The organism is Bradyrhizobium sp. NAS80.1 (assembly GCF_001908205.1).
In the GTDB taxonomy this organism is placed as follows: domain Bacteria; phylum Pseudomonadota; class Alphaproteobacteria; order Rhizobiales; family Xanthobacteraceae; genus Bradyrhizobium.
The window spans coordinates 1-21,997 of record NZ_LGHL01000106.1; the positions used below are offsets into that span (position 1 = coordinate 1).

20 protein-coding genes and 1 pseudogene are annotated in these 21,997 nt (G+C 64.3%); 8 read left to right on the forward strand and 13 right to left on the reverse strand.

What is annotated here, in order from left to right:
• A pseudogene (locus tag AC629_RS23065) lies at window positions 1–431 on the reverse strand (alanine dehydrogenase); the annotation flags it as partial.
• 142 nt (window positions 432–573) lie between these two features.
• On the opposite strand from AC629_RS23065, the gene AC629_RS23070 reads away from it, so the two are divergent.
• The 3 genes from AC629_RS23070 (at window position 574) to AC629_RS23080 (ending at window position 4,103) form a co-directional block, all read left to right on the forward strand.
• A complete protein-coding gene (locus AC629_RS23070; RefSeq protein WP_084807265.1) occupies window positions 574–1,053 on the forward strand; it encodes an Lrp/AsnC family transcriptional regulator in 480 nt (159 codons plus the stop codon).
• Window positions 1,054–1,160: 107 nt separating this feature from the next.
• Window positions 1,161–3,518, forward strand: coding sequence for an Orn/Lys/Arg family decarboxylase (locus AC629_RS23075; protein ID WP_084807266.1), 2,358 nt, complete (start codon window positions 1,161–1,163; stop codon window positions 3,516–3,518).
• 6 nt (window positions 3,519–3,524) lie between these two features.
• Window positions 3,525–4,103 (forward strand): GNAT family N-acetyltransferase, encoded by a 579-nt coding sequence (locus AC629_RS23080; protein ID WP_084807312.1) that lies wholly within the window; start codon window positions 3,525–3,527, stop codon window positions 4,101–4,103.
• 61 nt (window positions 4,104–4,164) lie between these two features.
• Here AC629_RS23080 and AC629_RS47040 read toward each other — a convergent pair whose 3' ends face one another.
• Window positions 4,165–4,377, reverse strand: coding sequence for a hypothetical protein (locus tag AC629_RS47040; protein WP_084807313.1), 213 nt, complete (start codon window positions 4,375–4,377; stop codon window positions 4,165–4,167).
• Window positions 4,378–4,543: 166 nt separating this feature from the next.
• On the opposite strand from AC629_RS47040, the gene AC629_RS23090 reads away from it, so the two are divergent.
• The gene (locus tag AC629_RS23090) at window positions 4,544–5,485 is read left to right on the forward strand and encodes an ornithine cyclodeaminase family protein (protein WP_084807314.1); all 942 of its coding nucleotides are present in this window, start codon (window positions 4,544–4,546) and stop codon (window positions 5,483–5,485) included.
• Window positions 5,486–5,557: 72 nt separating this feature from the next.
• Here the strand turns inward: AC629_RS23090 and AC629_RS23095 are convergent, their stop codons facing one another.
• Window positions 5,558–6,007, reverse strand: a complete 450-nt coding sequence (locus AC629_RS23095) for a flagellar basal body rod protein FlgC (RefSeq protein ID WP_084807267.1) — start codon at window positions 6,005–6,007, stop codon at window positions 5,558–5,560.
• A gap of 117 nt (window positions 6,008–6,124) precedes the next feature.
• Window positions 6,125–7,174, reverse strand: a complete 1,050-nt coding sequence (locus AC629_RS23100; RefSeq protein WP_084807268.1) for a hydroxyacid dehydrogenase — start codon at window positions 7,172–7,174, stop codon at window positions 6,125–6,127.
• A 253-nt stretch (window positions 7,175–7,427) separates the two neighbouring features.
• Here AC629_RS23100 and AC629_RS23105 point away from each other — a divergent pair, with 253 nt between their 5' ends.
• From AC629_RS23105 to AC629_RS23115, 3 genes are all read left to right on the forward strand, one after another.
• Window positions 7,428–7,994, forward strand: coding sequence for a thiamine pyrophosphate-binding protein (locus tag AC629_RS23105; protein ID WP_084807315.1), 567 nt, complete (start codon window positions 7,428–7,430; stop codon window positions 7,992–7,994).
• 8 nt (window positions 7,995–8,002) lie between these two features.
• A complete protein-coding gene (locus AC629_RS23110) occupies window positions 8,003–8,599 on the forward strand; it encodes a thiamine pyrophosphate-dependent enzyme (protein WP_084807269.1) in 597 nt (198 codons plus the stop codon).
• A gap of 65 nt (window positions 8,600–8,664) precedes the next feature.
• Window positions 8,665–9,027 carry a VanZ family protein gene (locus tag AC629_RS23115; protein WP_084807270.1) on the forward strand — a complete coding sequence of 121 codons (363 nt, stop codon included), beginning with the start codon at window positions 8,665–8,667 and terminating at the stop codon, window positions 9,025–9,027.
• Window positions 9,028–9,102: 75 nt separating this feature from the next.
• On the opposite strand, the gene AC629_RS23120 is transcribed toward AC629_RS23115, so the two are convergent.
• The 9 genes from AC629_RS23120 to AC629_RS23160 all read right to left on the reverse strand — a co-directional run bounded on the left by AC629_RS23120 (window position 9,103) and on the right by AC629_RS23160 (window position 20,889).
• Window positions 9,103–10,005 (reverse strand): 2-hydroxy-3-oxopropionate reductase, encoded by a 903-nt coding sequence (locus AC629_RS23120; RefSeq protein WP_084807271.1) that lies wholly within the window; start codon window positions 10,003–10,005, stop codon window positions 9,103–9,105.
• Window positions 10,006–10,017: 12 nt separating this feature from the next.
• A complete protein-coding gene (hyi, locus tag AC629_RS23125) occupies window positions 10,018–10,803 on the reverse strand; it encodes a hydroxypyruvate isomerase (RefSeq protein ID WP_084807272.1) in 786 nt (261 codons plus the stop codon).
• Window positions 10,804–10,816: 13 nt separating this feature from the next.
• Entirely contained in the window at window positions 10,817–12,607 is a 1,791-nt protein-coding gene (gene gcl / locus AC629_RS23130; protein ID WP_084807273.1) for a glyoxylate carboligase, read from the reverse strand.
• 151 nt (window positions 12,608–12,758) lie between these two features.
• Window positions 12,759–14,561, reverse strand: a complete 1,803-nt coding sequence (locus AC629_RS23135; protein ID WP_084807274.1) for an adenine deaminase — start codon at window positions 14,559–14,561, stop codon at window positions 12,759–12,761.
• A 120-nt stretch (window positions 14,562–14,681) separates the two neighbouring features.
• A complete protein-coding gene (locus AC629_RS23140; protein ID WP_084807275.1) occupies window positions 14,682–16,181 on the reverse strand; it encodes a tripartite tricarboxylate transporter permease in 1,500 nt (499 codons plus the stop codon).
• On the reverse strand, window positions 16,181–16,666 hold the full coding sequence (locus AC629_RS23145) for a tripartite tricarboxylate transporter TctB family protein (protein WP_074116570.1): 486 nt from the start codon (window positions 16,664–16,666) through the stop codon (window positions 16,181–16,183). Before AC629_RS23145 ends, AC629_RS23140 begins: the two co-directional genes overlap by 1 nt.
• Complete coding sequence (locus tag AC629_RS23150) at window positions 16,663–17,631, reverse strand: Bug family tripartite tricarboxylate transporter substrate binding protein (RefSeq protein ID WP_084807276.1); 969 nt, start codon at window positions 17,629–17,631, stop codon at window positions 16,663–16,665. The genes AC629_RS23145 and AC629_RS23150 overlap by 4 nt, the downstream gene beginning before the upstream one ends.
• Before the next feature lie 123 nt (window positions 17,632–17,754).
• Window positions 17,755–18,579, reverse strand: a complete 825-nt coding sequence (locus AC629_RS23155) for an IclR family transcriptional regulator (protein ID WP_084807316.1) — start codon at window positions 18,577–18,579, stop codon at window positions 17,755–17,757.
• A 180-nt stretch (window positions 18,580–18,759) separates the two neighbouring features.
• Window positions 18,760–20,889 (reverse strand): acetate--CoA ligase family protein, encoded by a 2,130-nt coding sequence (locus AC629_RS23160; protein WP_084807277.1) that lies wholly within the window; start codon window positions 20,887–20,889, stop codon window positions 18,760–18,762.
• 348 nt (window positions 20,890–21,237) lie between these two features.
• On the opposite strand from AC629_RS23160, the gene AC629_RS23165 reads away from it, so the two are divergent.
• Window positions 21,238–21,933, forward strand: a complete 696-nt coding sequence (locus AC629_RS23165) for a GntR family transcriptional regulator (RefSeq protein WP_162250091.1) — start codon at window positions 21,238–21,240, stop codon at window positions 21,931–21,933.
• The last annotated feature ends 64 nt before the right edge of the window (window positions 21,934–21,997 follow it).

Below are 21,997 nucleotides of genomic sequence, written 5' to 3' on the forward strand. Positions count from 1 at the left end.
GCCTCGATGGCGAGGCGGCCGGCGACTTCGCTCATCGGCGCGAGCAGGGGGAGGCGGCCGGCCGCGTCGGTGACGGTTTCATAGGCGATCGCAGTACAGCCGGAGGCGAGCAAACCCTTGGCCTGTTCGGGATCCGGCGCCAGATGGAGATAGGTAAACAGGATCTGGCTTTCGCGGAGCTGAGCCCATTCGCCTCGCTGCGGCTCCTTCACCTTCACGATCATGTCGGACTTGGCGAAGATATCACGCGCGCTCTCGGCGATGGTGGCCCCTGCCCGCTGGTACACCTCGTCGGACGCGCCGATACCGCTGCCGGCGCCGGTCTCGACCGTCACCTGGTGCCCGGCCGAGACATATTCGCGGACGGCGCCCGGGGTGAGCCCGACGCGATATTCCTCCACCTTGATTTCCCTGGGAACACCGACGCGCATCTTAAGCTCCCTTCCGGTATCCTGATTCACTCCATCATCGTAGCGACGCGACCGGTTTGGTTTCGTGCAAATATCCGCTAGTTTTGGTTACCTCGCGCCGGTTTCCGGCGCGGACGCGCCCTTTCACGCTGGAAACAGAACCTTGGCCCTCGACCGGAAAGACCTCGCCATCCTTGTGGAACTCACGACCAATGCGCGGGCGAGCCACACCGAGCTCGCCAACAAGGTCGGCCTGTCCAGCACCGCCTTGGCGCGGCGGCAGAAGGCGCTGGAAGACGACGGCTACATCCAGGCCTACCAGGCCGCGCTCGACCTCACGCAGTTCGGCCTGACCACCACGGTGCTGGTCCGCATCGCGCTGGAGAGCCAGAGCGACGAGGCGCTCAAGGCCTTCGAGGCGGAGGTGGTAAAGTGTCCGTCCGTCGTACGATGCTTCCTGATGTCGGGCACCGACGACTACATCCTGATCGTGCTGGCTCGCGACATCCAGGATTTCGAGCGCATCCACCGCACCGAGCTGTCGCGCCTGCCACGCGTGGCGCGCGTGCAATCCAGCTTCGCGCTGCGCGAAATCGTCAACCGCGCGGTACCAACGGTGGTGTTCGGCGAACTGAAACACTAGCGGTTCCCCTCCCCCTCCAAAGAGGAGGAAGGCCGACCTGCGCCGCTGTCATAGGACTGTCATCGAATGTACGGAGACCTGTCGGTCTCGCACATTCGGGACACGCCATGGACTATTTCAAGCGCTTCAACTTCCTGTTCGCCGCACCTGTGTTCGACGCAGACGACCTCGAGGGCGTCCGCTTCAACCAGATCATCGAGGAGATCCAGCGCTCCGGCTTCGAGGTGGTCCGGGCCCGCAAGCTGGAAGACGCCGAGATCGCGGTGCAGACCGATGCAGCGATCGGCTGCATGGTGGTGGACTGGGGCAAGAAGGGCCTGGAAGGCAAGACCTCGGCGCTGATCAACCTGATGCGGCGCCGCGGCCTCGACTTCCCGATCATCCTCCTGATCCGGCGCAAACGCTTCGAGGACCTGCCGGTCGAGGTGCTCGATTTCATCGACGGCTACGTCTTCCTCTCCGAAGAGACCCCGCCCTTCATCGCCAAGAATCTGATCAGCCGCCTCAAGCAATATGCCGAGACGCTGAAGACGCCGTTCTTCGGCGCGCTCGTCGATTATGCCGAGGAAGGCAACCAGCTCTGGACCTGCCCGGGTCACAATGGCGGCTCGTTCTACAGCCGCAGCCCGATCGGCCGGGTCTTCGTCGAGCATCTGGGCGAGTCCGTCTTCCGCGACGACCTCGACAATTCCGTGCTCGATCTCGGCGACCTCCTCACCCATGAAGGCCCTGCGCTGAAGGCGCAGAAGGAGGCCGCTCAGATCTTTGGTGCCGAAAAGACCTATTTCGTGCTCAACGGCACCTCGACCTCCAACAAGGTCGCGCTGGGCGCCCTCGTCACCGACGGCGACCTCGTGCTGTTCGACCGCAACAACCACAAGGCGGCCCATCACGGCGCGCTGATGATCAATGGCGGCATCCCGATCTACGTGCCGACCATCCGCAACGCCTGGGGCCTGATCGGCCCGATGCGCTGGGATGCGCTCGGCGAGAAGGCCTTGCGCGAAGCGATCCGCAACCATCCGCTGGTCACGGACAAGGATGCCTGGCGCAAGGAGCGCCCCTTCCGTGTCGCGGTCGTCGAGCAGTGCACCTATGACGGCTCGATCCACAGCGCCGAGATGATTTTGAAGCGCATCGGCCATCTCTGCGAATACATCCTGTTCGACGAGGCCTGGGCCGGCTTCATGAAGTTCCATCCGCTCTACGCCGGCCGGTTCGCCATGGGCCTGGCGAACCTTCCTCCCGAGGCGCCCGGCATCATCGCGACGCAGTCAACCCACAAGCAGCTCGCGAGCTTTTCGCAGGCCTCGCAAATCCACATCAAGGACCGCCATATCCGCGGCCAGAAGCGGCGCGTAGAGCACCGCCGCTTCAACGAGAGTTTCATGCAACACGCTTCCACGTCGCCGTTCTATCCGCTGTTCGCCTCGCTCGACGTCGGCGCACAGATGATGAAGGGCCGTTCCGGCGAAGTGCTCTGGGACGACACGATCCGGCTCGGCATCGAGCTGCGCAAGAAAATCCGCGCGATGCGCAGGGAGTTCGAGGAGAAGGAGCAAAATCCGGACCGGCGCTGGTTCTTCGAACCCTTCGTCCCCGACCGCGTCGCGATTCCCGATGCCAGCCGCCCCGGCGCCCCGCACAACGTCGCCTGGGAAACGCTGTCCACCGACGAGCTCGCCACCAATCCCGCGCTATGGCAGCTCTCCCCCGACACGACCTGGCATGGCTTCCCTGGCCTCACCGAAGGCTTTGCCATGACCGACCCGAACAAGTTGACGCTGCTCACGCCCGGCTTTGACCGCGCCACCGGCGCCTATGCCGAGCACGGCATCCCGGCTCCGGTCGTTGCGCAATATCTGCGTGAGAACCGCATCGTGCCCGAGAAGAACGACCTCAATTCCCTGCTCTTCCTGCTCACCCCCGGCGTCGAGGCGAGCAAGGCCGGCACGCTGATTTCCGGCCTCGTCGCGTTCAAGAAGCTGCACGACGACAACGCGCTTCTGGCGGACGTCATTCCCGAATTCTACCAGCGGCGGCAGGCGCGCTATGCTGGCGTGCGGCTGCGCGACCTCTGCGGCGAGATGCACCGCTTCTTCCGCGCGGCCGATGTCAGCGCGCTCCAGGCACGGCAGTTCATGCCCGAGCACATGCCGGAGATCGCGATCTCGCCCCGCGATGCCGCGCGCTATTTGTTCCGCAACGATGTCGACTATTTGCCGATCGAGGCGATTGCGGGCCGCATCGCCACCACGCCCTTCGTGGTCTATCCGCCCGGCATCGCCACCATCGTGCCCGGCGAGCGGCTGACGGACCGGGCGAAGCCCATGGTGGACTATCTCAAGATGTTCGAGACCTGCTTCAACACTTTTCCGGGCTTCGATGTGGAAATCCAGGGCGTTTACAAGGAGATCGATGCGAACGGCCGCATCGGGCTCTATACTTACGTCGTTGCCGAGTAGATGCCGATGAACGAAACAGCAGTTGCGCGCCCGGATGATGAGCCGGTCCTGGTCCGTCCCTCACGCGAGAGCGATGTCGAGGCGATGCTGGCGATCTACCGCCATCACGTCCGCAATGGTGTGCCGCGCGATGTCGAGGGAACCGGAGCGCCCGAACCGGACGATCTGCGCGACCGGCGCAAGAACCTGAAGCAGACCCGTCTGCCGCATCTGGTCGCAACCTTTCGTGGCGAGGTCGTCGGATATGCCTATGCGGCGCTGTTCCGCAAGCGCCCGGCCTATCGTTACACGGCCAAGCATTCGATCTACGTCCACCACGAGCATCTTGGCCGCGGGGTTGGCCGGCTGCTGCTCGGGGAATTGATCGATGCTTGTGCCGCGGCCGGCTTCCGCCAGATGATCGGCTATATCGATGCCGACAACGCGCCCTCGCTGGCGCTGCACGAGAAGTTCGGCTTCGCGCGCGCCGGCCTGCTGTGCGGTGTCGCCTACCGCCACGGCCGCTGGTCCGACACCGTCATGGTGCAGCGTTCGCTCGGCGCGGGGACGACGGCGCCCCCGCCTGTCGCGGCGCCGGGCCGGTAGGGTTCAAACAATAAGCGAAGGCGCGATGACACTTCATCCAATCGCGTCGCGCATTAGATCCTCACGACGGAAAGTCAGCCTGCCTCACCTGGATGCGGTCGGCATGCAGCGACCAGTGATGCAACGCCTGGTCCTTGCAGAATTTTGCCTTCGCCCGCTCCCTGGCTTCGTTCTCGTCGGTGGCGTCGATTTCGAGCGTGCCCTGGCAAATCTCCCTCTGCCGGCCGTACTCGCCGAGCACGTCCTTCATGAACCTGACGACATAGATGGACATGGGGTCCTCCTGCTGCCCCGGCAGCACCTTAGTCCCATTTAGGCCGGACGAGGGAAGGAGATTTTGATGCGCATCAAGATCGATCGGACGCCGCGGCCAATCCATTGCGGAACCCGCTGCCGGAGTCTAAGCCGGAGTGCCGATCTTCACCCATAAGGATTTTGCCTTGCACTTTGTCTCCGACACCGAAGTCACGAAGGTTCTGACGTTCCCGATCCTCATTGCGGCCTTAGAAGAAGCGCACCGCCGGCCGAAGATGGAGGTTCTGGACGCCTTCCTCGGTGGCGAGAAGGCGCAATACGTCATCCGGAGCGCCGTCGATCCCGGCCGGTACATGGCGAGCAAGATGTTCACCAGCTTTCCGGCCAACCTCGCGGAAGGCAAGATGCCGGCGGTGCAGGCCGTGTGCGTGCTGTTCGACGGCACGAACGGACGGCCGCTGGCGGCGATGGACGGGACCGAGATCACGCATTGGCGCACCGCCGCCGACTCCGCGCTGGGCGCGAAACTTCTCGCAGCGCCCAATCCCGAGACGCTCCTTTGCGTCGGCGCAGGGGAGATGTCCGAATGGCTGATCCGGGCGCATCGCACTGTCCGGCCGTCGCTGCAACGCGTGGTGATCTGGAACCGGAGCCCGGAACGGGCCGCGGATCTTGCCAGGCGGCTGGTGGCCGGCGGTGTGAGGTGCGAAACGACTACAGACCTCGACGTCGCAACGCGCGAGGCCGACATCATCACAACCTGCACCCGGTCGCATGCACCGCTGATCAAGGGGCGCAACCTGCGGCCGGGAACACATCTCGACCTGGTCGGCGGCTACACGCCGCAAACGCGTGAGGCCGATGACGAGGCGGCAAAGCGATCGCGCGTCTTCGTGGACCGGCGGGAATCCGCTTTCCACGGCGTTGGCGACATCCTGCAGCCGATCGCGAATGGTGCGATCAGCGAGACCGATGTTCTCGGCGACCTCTACGACCTCGCCGGCGGTCGCGTGGAGGGACGGACCTCACCGTCCGACATTACGTTCTTCAAGAACGCGGGCGGCGGCCATCTCGACCTCATGACGTGCGAAGCCGTCTTCAAGCAGCTCGGCGCAAAGCTGGGGTAGACACCCTACCCCGGTGTCACGCCGGTGGAGGCGCACGAGCGAAGGCTACCGGGACAGGGCCGACATCAGCCATCACGTCGTGATTTCGAGTAGCGACTCTGTCGTTTCTGAGTAGGCTTGAATGACCTTCGCATTGGCAATGAAGCTGGACTTTGCGATCTCCAGCTCAACGAATTCGTTGGCGAGATCGACATTCGGCGCTGCGACCAGGCCGTCCTGGTTTGCGAAGGGAGCGCTTGGGTCGAATTGTGCGGTAAAGCTCGGAGAGACTGTCGACACGGTCGCAACCGTACCGCCCGCCGTCGAGCCGCTCGATTGATCGACCTGATCGACGCGCAATGGCACATAAACCGCGGGAAACGTCGGACCAATGCTCGGGCTGCCCGCACCGGCCGACGTGCCCGATCCGCCTGACGCCGGTAGCGGGCCGGTGGTGCGAACGTTGGCGATATTGCTCGCGGCCACGCTCACGCGCAGACTCACCGCAGACAGTTCGGATGTCGCAATCGAAAATATGCTCATGAACCCTGATCTACAGGACAAGTCATACGCGTTCACTCACGCCATCAGTAAAATCCGCCGCTTTCTGTTTTCATCCTCGTAACCAAAGATCGGAGCGCGATCAGACTTCGCGCGCCCCTAGCCCGGCGTCACGCCAAAGGCCTGCTTGAAGCGCTGCACATAACGCGGCCAGACCTCGGGATTGATGATGCGCGGCGGTCGCTTGCCGTCGAGGGTCTCCAGCACCTGCTCGGCGGCGATACGGCCCATGTTCTGGCGCGCCTCGATCGTAACGCCTGCGGTATGCGGGCTCGCCAGCACGTTGTCGAACTTGAGCAGCGGATGCTCCGGCGGCGGCGGCTCCTTGGACCAGACGTCGAGACCGGCACCCGCGATGCGCTTGTCGCGCAACGCCTGGAGCAGCGCATCCTCGTCATGGATGAAGCCGCGAGCCGTGGTGATGAAATAGGCGTGTGGCTGCATCAGCCCGAACTCGCGCACGCTGATCATGTTGCGGCTGCGCTTGTCGAGCGGACAGGAAATCGAGACAAAATCGGCGCGGCGCAGCAGCTCGTCGAGCTCGACCTTCTCCCCGCCCCGCTCGGCCATCACCTCGGCCGTGAGGTACGGATCGTAGGCCAGCACCTTCATGCCGAGCAGGCCCTTGCAGAGTGCCGCGATGCGGCGTCCGACATTGCCGAGCCCGATGATGCCGACGGTCTTGTGCTCGACCTCATTACCGACGAGCTCGTTGCGATTGACGTCGCGCTCCCTGCGCAAACGGCGGTCGGACTGGATGATGCGCTTGGACAGGGTCAGCATCATCGCGAGCGCATGCTCGGCGACGGAATGGGCGTTGCCGCCGGACTGATTGACGACCAGGACGCCCGCATCGGTGCAGGCCTCGACGTCGACGGGATCAAAGCCTGCGCCATTGCTGGAGACGAGCAGCAACTTCGGCGTGCGCTTCAGGAAGGCGGCATCGACATGGAAATGCGGCGCGAGCTCATCGCGGGCCGCACCGATCTGGTAGACATGGGCCGCGCTCAGGATCGGCGCATAGAAATCTTCAGGGCTCTCGTTTTCGATGCGATCGAGCCGGACGTCGGGCCGCGCCTTCAGGATGTCGATATAGATCGGATTGGCCAGATATTTGACGTAGAAGACGCGCTTGCTGTTGACGGACATCAGGACCCTTCCGGCTCTCTAGGGAGATCCGCAAGGTCTGCGCGACGCGCCCCCTACCATGCTCCCCCAACTTTTCCCGTTATCATCGCTTATGACATGGCGGTGCCGGCCACGGCAGGCCATCTGGCGCAGATCACGGTGCCGGCCCGGACATGTTGACAATCCCGCCCGCCGCGTCAAGTTCGGCAGACCGCCGCGACGGCCAGGACAATGGCAAAGACCAAGAAGCATGCGCGGCTCGAGGGAGAACGCAATGGCGATTGCGGAACAGCATAATTCAACCCAGGCGGCGCAGGCCTCCAGCGACAAGAGCTGGCACGGCATCGTCCTGCAGACCCTGAAGCGGAACGAGATCAGCCTCATCCCTTACGTGCCCGATCGCGTGCTGACGCCGCTGATCAAGAACCTGCACGCCGATCCCTTCTTCACCACCTTTGCGACCGCCCGCGAGGAGGAGGCCGTGGGCATCCTCTCGGGCGCCTGGATGGGTGGACGGCGCGGCGCGATGCTGATGCAGACCTCGGGCTTTGCCACGCTCGCTAACGTGCTCGCCTCGCTCGCGGTGCCCTACCAGATCCCGCTGATCATGTTCGTGTCCGAGCGCGGCACGCTCGGCGAGTTCAACTACGGCCAGTCGCTGGTCTGTCGCACCATGCGCCCCGTGCTGGACTCGCTGGCGCTGGAGCATCACACCATCACCCGACTCGACGAACTCGAATTCATCGCCGACCGCTCGATCAAGCAGGCCGTCACGACGCAGGCGCCGGTGGCGCTGATCCTCAACCCGCTGCTCACGGGCGGCAAGGTTTTCGACAAGTGAGCCCGGCCATGAACACTGGCAACACCAAAGTGATGAACCGCTTCGATGTCACCTCGCGCCTGATCGCGAAGCTCAAGAACGAGGAAGCGGTGATCGGCGGCATCGGCAACACCAATTTCGACCTCTGGGCCGCCGGCCATCGCCCGCAGAATTTCTACATGCTCGGCAGCATGGGCCTCGCCTTCCCGATCGCGCTGGGCGTTGCCCTGGCGCAGCCTGATCGCCGCGTCTTCGCGCTCGAAGGCGACGGCTCGCTGTTGATGCAGCTTGGCGCACTCTCGACGATTGCGACGTTGAAGCCGAAGAACCTGATCATGATCGTGATGGACAACGGCATCTATCAGATCACCGGCGCGCAGCCGACGCCGGCGGCACAGGTCGCCGACATCGTCGCCATCGCCGCCGGCTCGGGGCTAGCCAACAGCGCCTGGGCCGCCGACGAGGAGGATTTCGAGCGGCTGGTCGACGAGGCCATGACTGCCTCGGAGCCGAGCCTGATCGCTGTCCGCATCGACGACAAGCCGGGGGTCGGCACCACCCGCCGGGACCCCGTACAGATCCGGGAGCGCTTCATGCACGGCCTCGGCGTGCGCGAGCCACTTTAACGTTTCGTAATTAACTACACGGCGATCTGATACCTGCTGTCGAGAATCCGTGCTATCGGCACCGGATGTCCATTTTTGTTCGCTTTTTTGCCTGGCTGCTCGCAGCCGCCGTTACCTTCGCAACCCTCAGCCCGCCCAGCCTGCGGCCGCATTCCGACCTCGGCCAAGATAGTGAGCATGCCCTCGCCTTCATCTTGGTGGGGCTGGCTTTCGGCCTCGCTTACCGGAATCGCCGCTGGGCCGTCGCCGCCGCCGCGGTGGTCCTGATCGGCGTGCTTGAGCTGATGCAATTCTGGGCGCCAGGACGACATGCCCGGCTGGAGGATTTTGTGGTCGATGCCGGAACGGCCTGTATCGGCTTTGCGCTCGCCGCTGCCGCCGATTGGGTCATGACCCGCTTTCGCGCAAGTTCGGCTCTGACAGGCTAAGGCCTCCAACCACGGGGCCGGATCGTCGTTCCGGCTCCCCCGCGACCAAACACGCGCCATCACCACGGAAACCTGTTACGGCGTAACACTTTCCGCAGCGGCGATCTCGTGCCCCGCCATTAGTTCCAACGCTCGCACCATCGCCGAATGATCCCAGGCCTTGCCGCCATGCGCGGTGCAGGCCGAGAATAATTGCTGCGCCACCGCCGTGCTCGGCAGCGACAGTCCCAGCGAGCGAGCGCCTTCGAGCGCGAGGTTGAGGTCCTTCTGGTGCAGCTCGATCCGAAAGCCCGGCTCGAAATTGCGCTTCACCATGCGCTCGCCATGCACTTCGAGAATCCGCGACGAAGCGAATCCACCCACCAGGGCCTGCCGCACCAGCGCCGGATCAGCACCGGCTTTCGACGCAAACAGCAGCGCTTCGCTCACCGCTCCGATCGTCAGCGCGACGATGATCTGGTTGGCGACCTTCGTCGTCTGCCCGTCGCCATTGGCGCCGACGCGGGTCACGTTCTTGCCCATCTTGTCGAACACAGACTTCATTGTGTTGAAGGCGCGCTCCGGCCCGCCGACCATGATGGTGAGGCTCGCCGCCTTGGCGCCGACTTCCCCGCCCGACACCGGCGCGTCGAGATAGTCCGCGCCGAGCGCCTCGACCTTCTTTGCGAACTCTTTCGTCGCCAGCGGCGAGATCGAGCTCATGTCGACGACAATCTTGCCTTTTGAGATGCCAGCGGCAACGCCGTCCTTGCCGAACAGCACGGCCTCGACGTGCGGCGTATCCGGCACCATGATGATGACGGCATCCGCCTCCTCCGCCACTTCCTTGCTCGACTTGCAGGCAACGCCGCCGGCCGCGATCAGCTCCGGCGCGACCGGGGCGACGTCATGCAGGAGAACGCGATGGCCCGCGGCCAGAAGATGGCCGGCCATCGGCCGTCCCATGGTGCCAAGTCCGATGAAGCCGATATCGATCATGTCCAGATGTCCTCAGGTCTCGAAGGTCTGCGCTGCGTGCCAGGACAGGCCTTCCAGCGTCGTGGTGCGCGGCTTGTATTCGCATCCGATCCAGCCGCGATAGCCGATGGCATCGAGATGGCGGAACAGGAAGGGATAGTTGATCTCGCCAGTGCCGGGCTCGTGACGGCCAGGATTGTCGGCGAGCTGGATATGGGCGATGCGGTCGAGATATTCCTGCATGGTGCGGGCGAGATCGCCCTCCATGATCTGCATGTGATAGATGTCGTACTGGATGAACAAATTGCTCGAGCGCACGTCGGATATGAGCTGCACCGCCTGTTCGGTGCCGTTGAGATAGAAGCCGGGGATGTCGAGCGTGTTGATCGGCTCGACCAGGAGCTTGATGTTCTCTCGCGCCAGGGTCGAGGCCGCGAAACGCAGGTTGCCCACAAGCGTCTCGTTGAGCTCGCGCGGATCGGCATCGACGGGTGCGATGCCGACGAGGCAGTTGAGCTGCTCGCAATCGAGCGCCTTGGCATAGTCGATGGCGCGGAACACGCCGTCGCGGAATTCGGCCGTGCGGTCGGGAAGGATCGCGATGCCGCGCTCGCCCGCCGCCCAGTTTCCGGCCGGTAGGTTGTGCAGCACCTGAGTCAGCCCGTGGGCTTCGAGCTGCTCGCGCAGCAGCGCCTTGTCGAAATCGTAGGGAAAGAGATATTCGACCCCGCTGAAGCCGGCCGCCTTCGCCGCGGCGAAGCGCTCGGGAAACGGCATCTCGTTGAAGAGCATGGTGAGGTTGGCAGCGAATTTCGGCATGATGCTGTCCTCCCTATTCCGCCGGCTGCAGCACGCCTGGGCGTGCGCTTCCGACATCGTCGAGCGGCAGGTCCAGCACCTCCTCGAACTCGACGATGTTGTCGATCTCCGTACCCATCGCGATGTTGGTGACGCGCTCGAGGATGAACTCGACAACCACGGGCACGCGGTGCTTCGCCATCAATTCACGTGCCGTGGCGAACGCGGCCTGTGTGTCCTTGGGATCGGTAACGCGGATCGCCTTGCAGCCGAGGCCTTCGGCGACGGCGACATGATCGACGCCGTAGACGCCGATCTCCGGCGCGTTGACGTTCTCGAAGGAGAGCTGAACGTGATAATCCATGTCGAAGCCGCGCTGGGCCTGCCGGATCAGGCCGAGATAGGAATTGTTCACGACCACGTGGATGTAGGGCAGATTGAACTGCGCCCCGACCGCGAGCTCCTCGATCAGGAACTGGAAGTCATAGTCGCCCGACAGCGCGACGATCTCTCGTTCCGGACACGCTGCGCGCACGCCGAGCGCCGCCGGCAGGGTCCAGCCGAGCGGCCCGGCCTGCCCGGCATTGATCCAGTTGCGCGGCTTGTAGACGCCAAGGAATTGCGCACCGGCGATCTGCGACAGGCCGATCACCGTGACATAGGTGGTTTCGCGGCCGAACGCCTTGTTCATCTCCTCGTAGACGCGCTGCGGCTTGATCGGGACGTTGTCAAAGTGGCTCTTGCGCAGCATCGTCCGCTTGCGGTCGCGGCAGGCCGCGGGCCACGCCTGGCGCTCGCGGAGCCTGCCTGACCGGCGCCACTCCCTGGCGACAGTGACGAAGAGCTCCAGCGCGGCCTTCGCGTCCGAGACAATGCCGAGATCGGGATTGAACACTCGCCCGATCTGGGTTGGCTCGATGTCGACATGCACGAAGGTGCGGCCCTTGGTGTAGGTCTCCACCGAGCCCGTGTGGCGGTTGGCCCAGCGATTGCCGATGCCGAGCACGAAATCGGACTCGAGCAGCGTCGCATTGCCATAGCGATGGCTGGTCTGAAGACCGACCATGCCGGCCATCAGCACGTGATCGTCGGGGATCGCGCCCCAGCCCATCAGCGTCGGCACGACAGGCACGTTGGCGATCTCGGCGAATTCGACCAGCAGGTCCGAAGCGTCGGCATTGATGATGCCGCCGCCCGCGACGATTAGCGGGCGCTCGGCCGCGTTGAGCATCTCCAGCGCCTTTTCGACCTGCTTGCGGGTCGCGACCGGCTTGTAGACCGGCAGCGGCTCGTAGGTCTCGTCGTCGAACTCGATCTCGGCGAGCTGCACATCCAGCGGCATGTCGATCAACACAGGGCCCGGCCGGCCCGAGCGCATGACGTGGAACGCTTGACTGAACACCCGCGGCACCAGCGCCGGCTCGCGCACGGTCACCGCCCATTTGGTCACGGGCTTGGCGATCGACTCGATGTCGACGGCCTGGAAATCCTCCTTGTAGAGCCGCGCCCGCGGCGCCTGTCCGGTGATGCAGAGGATCGGAATGGAATCGGCGATCGCCGAATAGAGGCCGGTGATCATGTCGGTGCCGGCCGGCCCCGACGTGCCGATGCAGACGCCGATATTGCCGGCTTTCGCCCGCGTATGGCCTTCGGCCATGTGCGAGGCGCCCTCGACGTGCCGCGCGAGGATGTGGCGGATCGAGCCGCGCTTCTTCAGCGCCGAGTAAAGCGGATTGATCGCTGCTCCGGGTACGCCGAAGGCGGTGGAGATACCTTCCTTCTCCAGGATTCGCACAGCTGCATCGACGGCTCGCATCTTCGCCATATCAGACCTCGCTTAGTTGCGTCAGCGAGCGAGATCATCGGGCGACCGAGATGCGATCTCAACGAGATCGATTTTATTTTCCACGATGCGGCAGCCGCGAAAAAATCGCGGCGGTCTCAATCGGTTAGATCGAGAGATGTGTGAAAGCGGATCACTCGAACAGCGGCGCCAGCTCCATCTGCGGCACCAGCACGAGGCCCTTGTCGGTGATACGAATTTCCGGAATGACTGATAGCGGAATCAAATTGAAGCCCATGTAGGGGATGGTGCAGCCGGCGTCCGCCCATTCCTTCTTCAGCGCCTTGACCTCTTCGGCCACCTCGGTGACGCGTTTGTCGGAAAGCAGGCCTGCAATTGGCAGCGGGACCAGCGCCCTCACCTCCCCCTCGGCGACGACGCAGACACCGCCCTGCTGCGCCTTGATCGCAGCGATTGCCACCTGCATATCGGCCTCGTTGGTTCCTGCAACGATGATGTTGTGGCTGTCGTGCCCGACGCTCGAGGCGACCGCGCCGCGCTTCAGGCCGAAATCTTTCAGCAGGCCATGGGCGACGTTGCCCGCCGACTTGCCGTGGCGCTCGACCACCGCGACAAAGCACAGGCCGTAGCGCTCGAACAACGATGGCCAATCATTTGCGGGTTCGATCGCGACCTTCTCATGGATCAGCGTGATACCCGGCAGCGCGGTCTTGATCGCGTTGACGGTGCAGGCTTTCGCCGGCAGCTCGGGCGTCAGGCTCACCTTCTCCGGCAGCTTCACGGTGGCGTAGGCCGCCTTTGGATATTGATAACGCTGCGCCAGCGCCTGATCGAGCCGCGGCGTGATCCTGCCGTGCTCGACCACGAGCTCGCCGCCATACCAGGTGCATTGCGGCTTGAGCTGATCGTCCATCAGCACGAGATCGGCGCGGCGACCGCCGCCGAGCCCGCCGATATCGCCCTCCATGCCGAAGCGTGTTGCGCCATGAAGCGAGCCCATCGACCACGCCTGCTCCGGCGAAACCCCCGCCTTCACCGCCTCGCGCACCACCCAGTCGAGGCCGAACAGCAGGAGATCGTCGGCGTCGCGGTCGTCGGTGCACACAGCCGTGCGCTTGTGCGAGGCACCGAGCTCGGTGATGGTGCGGATCGCCTGCGGCAGTGAATGCCAAGGCGTCGTGGGGGGACCGCCGCGCAGGAAAACCCAGACGCCGGCATCGAGCAGGTCGTCGGCGATGTCGCGGTCGATCGCCTCATGCGTATCGGTGACGCCGCTCGCCGCATAGGCCGCGACGAATTCGCGGCCGTAGACATGGCCGGACACCGGCCGCCCGCGCTTCAAGGCGGCGGCGAGGATCGCGTGGCTGCGCTCGTCGCCCATCGTCACCGGCACAAAATCCATCTTCTCGCCGAGTGCCACGGCTTCGGGCCAACGGTCGAACAGGTCGGCGATCTTGTCCGGCGTGAGGTCGCCGCCCGCGGTCTCGAGTTCGGCCGAGGTCGCAGGGACAGTCGACGGCACCGTCAGGAAGATGGAGAGCGGCGCCTCACGTGCGTCCTCCAGCATCGCCTCGACGCCGGCGACGTCCATGACGTTGCCGATCTCGTGGCTGTCGCAGAAGATCGTCGTGGTGCCGTTGAGCAGCGCGGCCTCGGCATAGGCGCAGGCGGTCACCATCGAGGATTCGATATGGATGTGCGGATCGACCAGCCCCGGCGCGATGATGCCGCCGGCCGCGTCGTAAAGCGGCACATCGCTCCAGACCTTCTTCGCCGTCCCGGCCGGCCTCACCGCCGCGATGCGGCCGCCGGTGATCCAGACCTCGCGGTTCGCGCGGATGCGCTCCGAATAGGTCGAGAGCACCCGTGCCCCCGTGACGACGAGATCCGGCGCGACTCGCCCGGAGGCGACGTCGGCAAGGCGCCGCGTCATACTGTGCAGCGGCGCGACGGCAAAGCGGGTGAGTTTGGTCATCGGGCTCTCGCGAAGATTGGACAGCCTAACGATGGTTGCCTCCGACGGCGGCGGGGGCAACTCAAATAAAACGGCACCGCTGCTTACGCATTGAGCAAACGCGCCAGATCAAGGGTTCCGCTAATCCTCATTCGCCTTGAACCGCCCGAGCCCCTTCAACACGAAGGGTGCCAGCAGCGCGATCAGCGCCACTCCAAGCAGCGTGGCCGAGATCGGGCTCTGGACCAGCGTCATGGGATCACCGAGGCTGATCGCGAGCGCGCGACGCAACTGGCTCTCGGCGATCGGACCGAGGATCAGGCCGACGACGACGGGCGCGATCGGAAAATCGAACCGCCGCATCAGGAAACCGAGTACGCCAAAACCAGCCAGCATCGATAATTCGACCACCGATGGTTTTGCGGCGATGGTGCCCATGGTCGCGAAGACGAGGATGCCGGCATAGAGCCACGGCTGCGGGATCGCGAGCAGCCGCACCCACAGGCCAACCAGCGGGAGGTTGAGCACGAGCAGCATACAATTGGCGATGAACAGGCTCGCGATCAGGCCCCACACGAGGTCGGGCCGCTCGGCGAACAGCAGCGGCCCCGGGTTGAGGCCGTATTGCTGGAAGCCCGCCAGCATCATCGCCGCCGTCGCCGAGGTCGGCAGCCCGAGCGTCAGGAGCGGCACCAGCGTGCCGGCGGCGGACGCGTTGTTGGCGGCTTCCGGTCCCGCGACGCCTTCGATCGCGCCCTTGCCGAACTCTTCCGGATGTTTGGTGAGCCGCTTCTCGGTCGAATAGGACAGGAAGGTCGGGATCTCTGCACCGCCTGCGGGCAGCGCGCCGATCGGGAAGCCGAACATGGTGCCGCGCAACCACGGCCGCCACGATCGCTTCCAGTCTTCCTTGGTCATCCACAGCGAGCCGCGTACCGGCTCGAGCTTCTCCTCGGTGTGGTGGCGGCGCGATGCGACATAGAGCGCCTCGCCCACCGCGAACAGGCCGACCGCAAGCGTCGTCACCTCGACGCCGTCGAGCAGCTCGGGGACGGCGAACGCAAGCCGCGCCTGTCCGGTCAGCTTGTCGATGCCGACCAGGCCCAGCGTCAGGCCAATGAACAGGCTGGTCAGGCCGCGGATCGGGGAATCCCCGAAGGTCGCCGACACCGTGACGAAGGCGACACACATCAGCGCAAAATAATCTTCTGGGCCAAAGCGTACGGCGAAATCGACCAGCCACGGCGCAAGAAAGGCGAGCCCGATCGTCGCGATGGTGCCGGCGACGAAGGAGCCGATCGCGGATGTCGCAAGCGCCGGCCCGCCGCGGCCAGCCTTGGCCATCTTATTGCCTTCGAGCGCCGTCGCCATCGACGCGCTCTCGCCGGGCGTGTTGATCAGGATCGCCGTGGTCGATCCGCCATACATGCCGCCATAATAGATGCCGGCAAACATGATCAGCGAGCCGCCGGGGTCGAGCTTGTACGTCACCGGCAACAGCAGCGCGACCGTCAGCGCCGGGCCGATGCCGGGCAGCACGCCAACGGCTGTGCCGAGGAACACGCCGATCAGCGCATAAAGCAGGTTCATCGGCTGGACGGCGACCGCCATGCCGTGGGCCAGCGCGGCAAAGGTGTCCATCACAGCAGTCGCTCCAGGGGGCCGGTCGGAAGGCTCAGCGTCAACAGGCGGTCGAACGCGAGATAAATGAGGGTCGACATCACGATGGCAATGACGCTGTCGACCAGGATGGCGCGACGCCCAAATGCCGCGGACGTCGTGACGAACAGGGCCGAGGTCGCCAGGATGAAGCCGCCGCCGAAGCCGATGATGGCGATCAGCAGCGCGAGGCCAACGAGGATCAGAACCACCGGCACGGGATCGGCGCTCTCGCGCGCCGGCAGGCTACCGCGCAGCGCATCGACGAAATTACCGATCGCGAGCAGCGCCAGCCCGCTGGCGACCACGACCGGCATCGCCTCCGGCCCCATCCCGTACATCGCGGTGGATTGCAGGCCGCGCGCGTCCCAGACCAGCACCGCGGCGGTGGCCGCCAGCAATGCAGCGATGACGATGCCGGCGCGATCGACGCGCCGCGGCGGCTGGACGGGATCGCCTGAGGTCATGACTTGACCAGGCCGACCGACCTCAGCACGTCAGTGACGCGCACCGTTTCCTTCTTCAGAAAGTCGGCGAAAGCATCGCCGCCGAGATAGGCATCCTCCCAGCCCTTCTGCTTGAGGATCTCCTTCCAGGCATCCGACTTCACCATCTTCTCGACCGCATCGCTGAGCGTCTTGCGCTGCTCCGGCGTGATGCCGGGAGGCGCGACCACCGAACGCCAGTTGGCGATCACAAGGTCGATGCCTTGCTCCCTAAAGGTCGGAATGTCGCTACCTGCGGTGCGCTTCTCCGAAGTCACGCCGATCGCGCGCAGCTTGCCGGACTTGATCTGCCCTTCATATTCGCTCAGCCCCGAAATGCCCGCGGTGACCTTGCCGCCGAGGATCGCCGCCAATGACTCGCCGCCGCCGGAGAACGGGATGTAGTTGATCTTCTTCGCGTCGGCGCCAACAGCGCCCGCGAATAACGCCGCCATCACGTGGTCGACGCCGCCGGCCGAGCCGCCGGCGAAGGTCACCTTGGCGATATCGGCCTTCACCGCGGCGGCCAGATCCTGTGCAGTTTTGATCGGCGAATTCGCCGGCACCACGATCACCTGAATTTCCTCGGTGAGGCGCGCGATCGGCGTCACCTGCTCGAGCGTCACCGGCGACTTGTTCATGGCGAGTGCGCCCACCATGACGAAGCCGTTGACCATCATCTGGTTGCCATCGCCCTTCGCGCCGTTGACGAACTGCGCGATGCCGACGCTGCCGCCTGCGCCGGGAACGTTGGTGACCTGCACGCTGCGCGCTACGCCGGAAGCGACCAGCGCCTGCTGCATCGAGCGCGCGGTCTGGTCCCAGCCACCGCCCGGTGCCGCCGGCGCCATCAGCTTGAGCTCGAGCTGCTGGGCAAAGGTCGGTGTGCCCATAGCAAGGGTCAGCGCGACGGCTGCGCCGACAAGGCGCGCGGGAAATTGAAACATGGGGGGCATTCTCCAGGCTCGTGCGGACGTTCTGATCAGTGTCCGCATTGTGTCGTTTGGTCGCATATCAGCCAAAACGGCCGATGCTGTCCAGCGACAGGGACCGGTTCCTTGTTAGTCAGGCTACGGCATCGCCCCGCCGAGCGCGACCGTCAGCTCACTAGCGACATCGCGCACAATTTGCCCGATTTCCGGCAATCTATCGTCGGTCAGGCGGCTGGTCATGCCCGAGACAGAGATCGCCGCGAGCGGCTCGGCGCAGTCGTTGTAGACCACTGCGGCAATACAGCGCAGGCCCATGCAGGCCTCTTCATCGTCGAGGGCGTAGCCCTGCTTGCGGATTTTTTCTAGCTCCTTGAACAGGTCGCTCGGCCGGACGAGCGACTTCTCTGTCAGGCGGGGCATGCCGTGATGGCGGATGACGGCGCCGACGTCCTCGTCCGAATAAGTCGCGAGCACCGCCTTGCCGACGCCTGAAGTCACCATCGCGACACGGCCGCCGACCTTGGTCAGCGAGCGCATGATCTCGCGGCTCTCCAGGCGGGTCAGAACGATGATGAACTCGTCGTCGACGACGGCGAGATTAGCGGTTTCGCGAGTGAGATCACGCAGCTTGCGCAAGTAAGGAATCGCCTGCGCACTGAAATTGCGCCGCCGCGCAAAGCTCGCGCCGACCGTGAAGCTGCGCACGCCGACATGCCATTTGGACTCCGCGCGGTCGAACTGCACGAAGCGCCGGCTTTCCAGCGTTGCCAGCAGGCGGTGCACCGTGGAGGCCGACAGGCCGGTGCGGACGGCAAGATCGCTGAGGCGATAGCCTTCGTCGTCCTCAGCCAGTGTCTCGATGATGGAAAGGGCGCGGTCAACGGACTGCACGCCGCCGTCGCGGTCCGCCTCCGATGGCGATCGAGGCTCGAGCGATTTGCGCCGGATCACGTTCTTGCTCATCGCGACCTGCATTCGTTCTTATTTCCCTCTCCCCGCTTGCGGGGAGAGGGTTAGGGTGAGGGGGAGCCTCCGCAAGGACAGTGGCAGTTAGACTCGCGGAAGCTCCCCCTCACCCGAATTCGATCTGCGATCGAATTCGGCCTCTCCCCGCAAGCGGGGAGAGGCGAACACAAGCTCAGCTCAAAGTAGCCCTGCCCCACGCGCCCACTTGTACTTGGCGCCGAGAACCTCGACCGGCAGCTCGGTCGAATAGGCGTAGGCCGGGATACCGTTCTGGTAGAGATATTCGGCGGCTTCCTCGACCTCGACGTCGCCTGCAAGCGAGGCGACCATCGGCTTCACGAAGCCCTTGGTCTCCATCTCCTTCTTCACCTCGACCATGTTGCGGGCGAACACCATCGGCGGAGTGACGATCGTGTGCCAGTAGCCGAGGATCAGCGCGTGGATGCGGTCGTCGGAGAGGCCGAGCTTCACCGTGTTGACGTAGGTGATCGGGGGCTCGCCGCCGGTGATATCCACGGGATTTCCGGCCGCGCCGAACGGCGGGATGAACTTGCGGAACGCCACATCCAGATCCGGCGGCATCGACATCAGCGACAGGCCGTTGTCGACGCAGGAGTCCGACAGCAGCACGCCCGAGCCGCCCGCACCGGTGATGATCAGCACGTTCTCGCCCTTCGGCGTCGGCAGAACCGGCACGCCGCGGGCGAACTCGAGCAACTGGCGCAGCGACCGTGCACGGATCACGCCGGACTGCTTGAACACGTCCTCGTAGATCCGGTCGTTGCCGGCGAGCGCGCCGGTGTGCGACGAGGCTGCCTTGGCGCCGGCCGAGGTGCGTCCGGCCTTGAGCACGACGACCGGCTTCTTCTTGGAGACGCGCTTGGCGGCTTCCGCGAAGGCGCGGCCGTCCTTGAGGTCTTCGCAGTGCTGCGCGATCAAATTGGTGTTCGGGTCCTGCTCGAAGAAGGCGAGCAGATCGTCTTCGTCGATGTCGGACTTGTTGCCGAGACCGACGATCGCGGAGACACCCATCTTGGCCGAGCGCGAGAAGCCGATGATGGCCATGCCGATGCCGCCCGACTGCGACGACAGCGCAGCGTGGCCCTTCACGTCGTAGGCGGTGCAGAAGGTCGCACAGAGATTGGCGGGCGTATAGTAGAAGCCGTAGATGTTCGGCCCCATCAGACGGATATCGTACTTCTTGCCGACCTCGACGATCTCGGCCTGAAGCTCCGGCGCGCCGGCTTCGGCGAAGCCCGACGGGATCAGAACCGCGCCCGGGATTTTCTTCTCGCCGCATTCGGTGAGCGCCGCCGCCACGAACTTCGCGGGGATCGCGAACACCGCGACGTCGATCACGCCAGGAACGTCCTTGACGCTCTTGTACGCCTTGTAGCCGAGGATTTCGGCGGCCTTGGGATGGATCGGATAGATGTCGCCCTTGTAGCCGCCGTTGATGAGATTCTTCATCACGGAGTTGCCGATCTTGCCATCCTCGGCCGAGGCGCCGACCACGGCGACCGCCTTCGGCTGCATGATGCGGTTCATCGCCGCAACGATCTCTTCGGTCGGGCGCGGCTTCGGCTTCGGCTTGTAGGCGAAGTCGACGACGATGCGGACGTCAGCGGCCGTCGCATCCTTCGGGGTCGCGAAGACAGGGTTGAGGTCGAGCTCGACGATTTCAGGGAAATCCGTGACGAGCTGCGAGACCTTGACGATGACGTCGGCGAGGGCGTTGCGGTTCACCGGCTCGCCGCCGCGAACACCCTTCAAAATCTCATGCGCCTGGATGCCGTCGAGCATCGAGAGCGCGTCTTCCTTTGTCGCCGGCGCGAGGCGGAAGGTGATGTCCTTCAAGACTTCAACCAGCACACCGCCGAGGCCGAAGGCGACGAGTTTGCCGAACGAGCCGTCGGTGATCGAGCCAACGATGACTTCGGTGCCGCCGGCCAGCATCTGCTGGACCTGAACGCCCTCGATCTTGGCATCCGCCTTGTACTTCTTGGCGTTGCCGAGAATGGTCTCGTAGGCCTTTTCGGCGTCTTCAGCCGTCTTGAGGCCGACGATGACGCCGCCGGCTTCGGTCTTGTGGAGAATGTCCGGCGACACGATCTTCATCACCACCGGGAAGCCCATCGAGGAGGCCATCTTGCCGGCCTCGCCCGCCGACTTCGCCACGCCCTCCTTCGGCACCGGAATGCCGTAGGCGTCGCAGACCAATTTGCCTTCGGGGGCGGTCAGGCTGGTACGGTTGTCCGCCTTGACCTGGTCGAGCACCTTGCGGACGGCATCTTTGGAATTGGACATGTGGCTTCTCCCTTGACCTCAGTTCGTTCTTTTCAAAGCGCGCGCGTGTTGCGGCTGCCCGTGATGCTTGCCATTGGCCGCGCTCTGTTCCATGTCGCGGAACGGAGTGGCATAAAGCCAAGACTACTCCGCCGCCTTGGATCAAAAATGGCTGGCGATGGCATTTGGTATGCCAGAAGCCAACTTGTCAAGCCACGGCACGACTTGGAACGCCGCAAAAAATAGGCGGCTTGACATTCTGGCATGTGGTATGCCAAAAACTTTCCCGTTAATAATCCTGTAAAAGACGACTCCCACTGGAGGAGATTCGTCGTGTCCCTACGGAAACCAACCAAGGCGTTGCCAAACATGGCCGAGGCAGATATCGCAATCGTTCGAATTGCCCCGGAGAGCAGCTTCAAGAACAAGGCGTATGACGCCTTGAAGGAAGCCATCCTCAAGATGGACATCTATTCGACGCCCGAGCCGGTGATGCTCGACGAGCGCGCGCTGTCCGAACGCCTGGGTGTCAGTCGGACCCCGATCCGCGAAGCGATCGCGATGCTCGAGCAGGACGGTTTCGTGAAGACCGTTCCGCGCCGCGGCATCATGGTGGTGCGCCGGACCAAGAGCGAGATCGTCGACATGATCCGCGCCTGGGCGGCGCTGGAGAGCATGGCGGCCCGCCTCATCACCACCACTGCACGCAAGAAGGACATCACGGCGCTGCGTGATTTCTTCAAGGATTTCGGCAAGGACCGCCTGCCCGAGGATCACGTCGAGGAATATTCGCGCGCCAACATCGCCTTCCATCAGGCGCTGATCTCGCTGTCGGAATCCCCCGTGCTGGTCGATCTCACCAATGACCTGCTGCTGCACGTGCGCGGCTATCGGCAACTGACCATCGGGCGCAAGGACCGCACCGCGACCTCCCTGCCCGAGCATCTCGGCATCATCGAAGCGTTAGAGGCGCGTGACACCGAACTCGCCGAGAAGCGCGCCCGCGACCACACCCTTGGCCTTGCCGCTTACGTCGAAGCGCACGGTCAGGAACTCTTTACCTAGCAACGCTCACCAGAAGGGCGAACCACTCGCCCCCAAAGCCAAAAACGGCACCTTGAGACCAGGG

Excerpts from the sequence above, each read along its gene's own strand:
- AC629_RS23075 (WP_084807266.1), top strand. The coding sequence starts at position 1,161 with ATGGACTATTTCAAGCGCTTCAACTTCCTGTTCGCCGCACCTGTGTTC.
- AC629_RS23080 (WP_084807312.1), top strand. The coding sequence starts at position 3,525 with ATGAACGAAACAGCAGTTGCGCGCCCGGATGATGAGCCGGTCCTGGTC.
- AC629_RS47040 (WP_084807313.1), bottom strand. The coding sequence starts at position 4,377 with ATGTCCATCTATGTCGTCAGGTTCATGAAGGACGTGCTCGGCGAGTAC.
- AC629_RS23095 (WP_084807267.1), bottom strand. The coding sequence starts at position 6,007 with ATGAGCATATTTTCGATTGCGACATCCGAACTGTCTGCGGTGAGTCTG.
- AC629_RS23100 (WP_084807268.1), bottom strand. The coding sequence starts at position 7,174 with ATGTCCGTCAACAGCAAGCGCGTCTTCTACGTCAAATATCTGGCCAAT.
- AC629_RS23105 (WP_084807315.1), top strand. The coding sequence starts at position 7,428 with ATGGCGATTGCGGAACAGCATAATTCAACCCAGGCGGCGCAGGCCTCC.
- AC629_RS23110 (WP_084807269.1), top strand. The coding sequence starts at position 8,003 with ATGAACACTGGCAACACCAAAGTGATGAACCGCTTCGATGTCACCTCG.
- AC629_RS23115 (WP_084807270.1), top strand. The coding sequence starts at position 8,665 with ATGTCCATTTTTGTTCGCTTTTTTGCCTGGCTGCTCGCAGCCGCCGTT.
- AC629_RS23120 (WP_084807271.1), bottom strand. The coding sequence starts at position 10,005 with ATGATCGATATCGGCTTCATCGGACTTGGCACCATGGGACGGCCGATG.
- hyi (WP_084807272.1), bottom strand. The coding sequence starts at position 10,803 with ATGCCGAAATTCGCTGCCAACCTCACCATGCTCTTCAACGAGATGCCG.
- gcl (WP_084807273.1), bottom strand. The coding sequence starts at position 12,607 with ATGGCGAAGATGCGAGCCGTCGATGCAGCTGTGCGAATCCTGGAGAAG.
- AC629_RS23135 (WP_084807274.1), bottom strand. The coding sequence starts at position 14,561 with ATGACCAAACTCACCCGCTTTGCCGTCGCGCCGCTGCACAGTATGACG.
- AC629_RS23140 (WP_084807275.1), bottom strand. The coding sequence starts at position 16,181 with ATGGACACCTTTGCCGCGCTGGCCCACGGCATGGCGGTCGCCGTCCAG.
- AC629_RS23145 (WP_074116570.1), bottom strand. The coding sequence starts at position 16,666 with ATGACCTCAGGCGATCCCGTCCAGCCGCCGCGGCGCGTCGATCGCGCC.
- AC629_RS23150 (WP_084807276.1), bottom strand. The coding sequence starts at position 17,631 with ATGTTTCAATTTCCCGCGCGCCTTGTCGGCGCAGCCGTCGCGCTGACC.
- AC629_RS23155 (WP_084807316.1), bottom strand. The coding sequence starts at position 18,579 with ATGAGCAAGAACGTGATCCGGCGCAAATCGCTCGAGCCTCGATCGCCA.
- AC629_RS23160 (WP_084807277.1), bottom strand. The coding sequence starts at position 20,889 with ATGTCCAATTCCAAAGATGCCGTCCGCAAGGTGCTCGACCAGGTCAAG.
- AC629_RS23165 (WP_162250091.1), top strand. The coding sequence starts at position 21,238 with ATGGCCGAGGCAGATATCGCAATCGTTCGAATTGCCCCGGAGAGCAGC.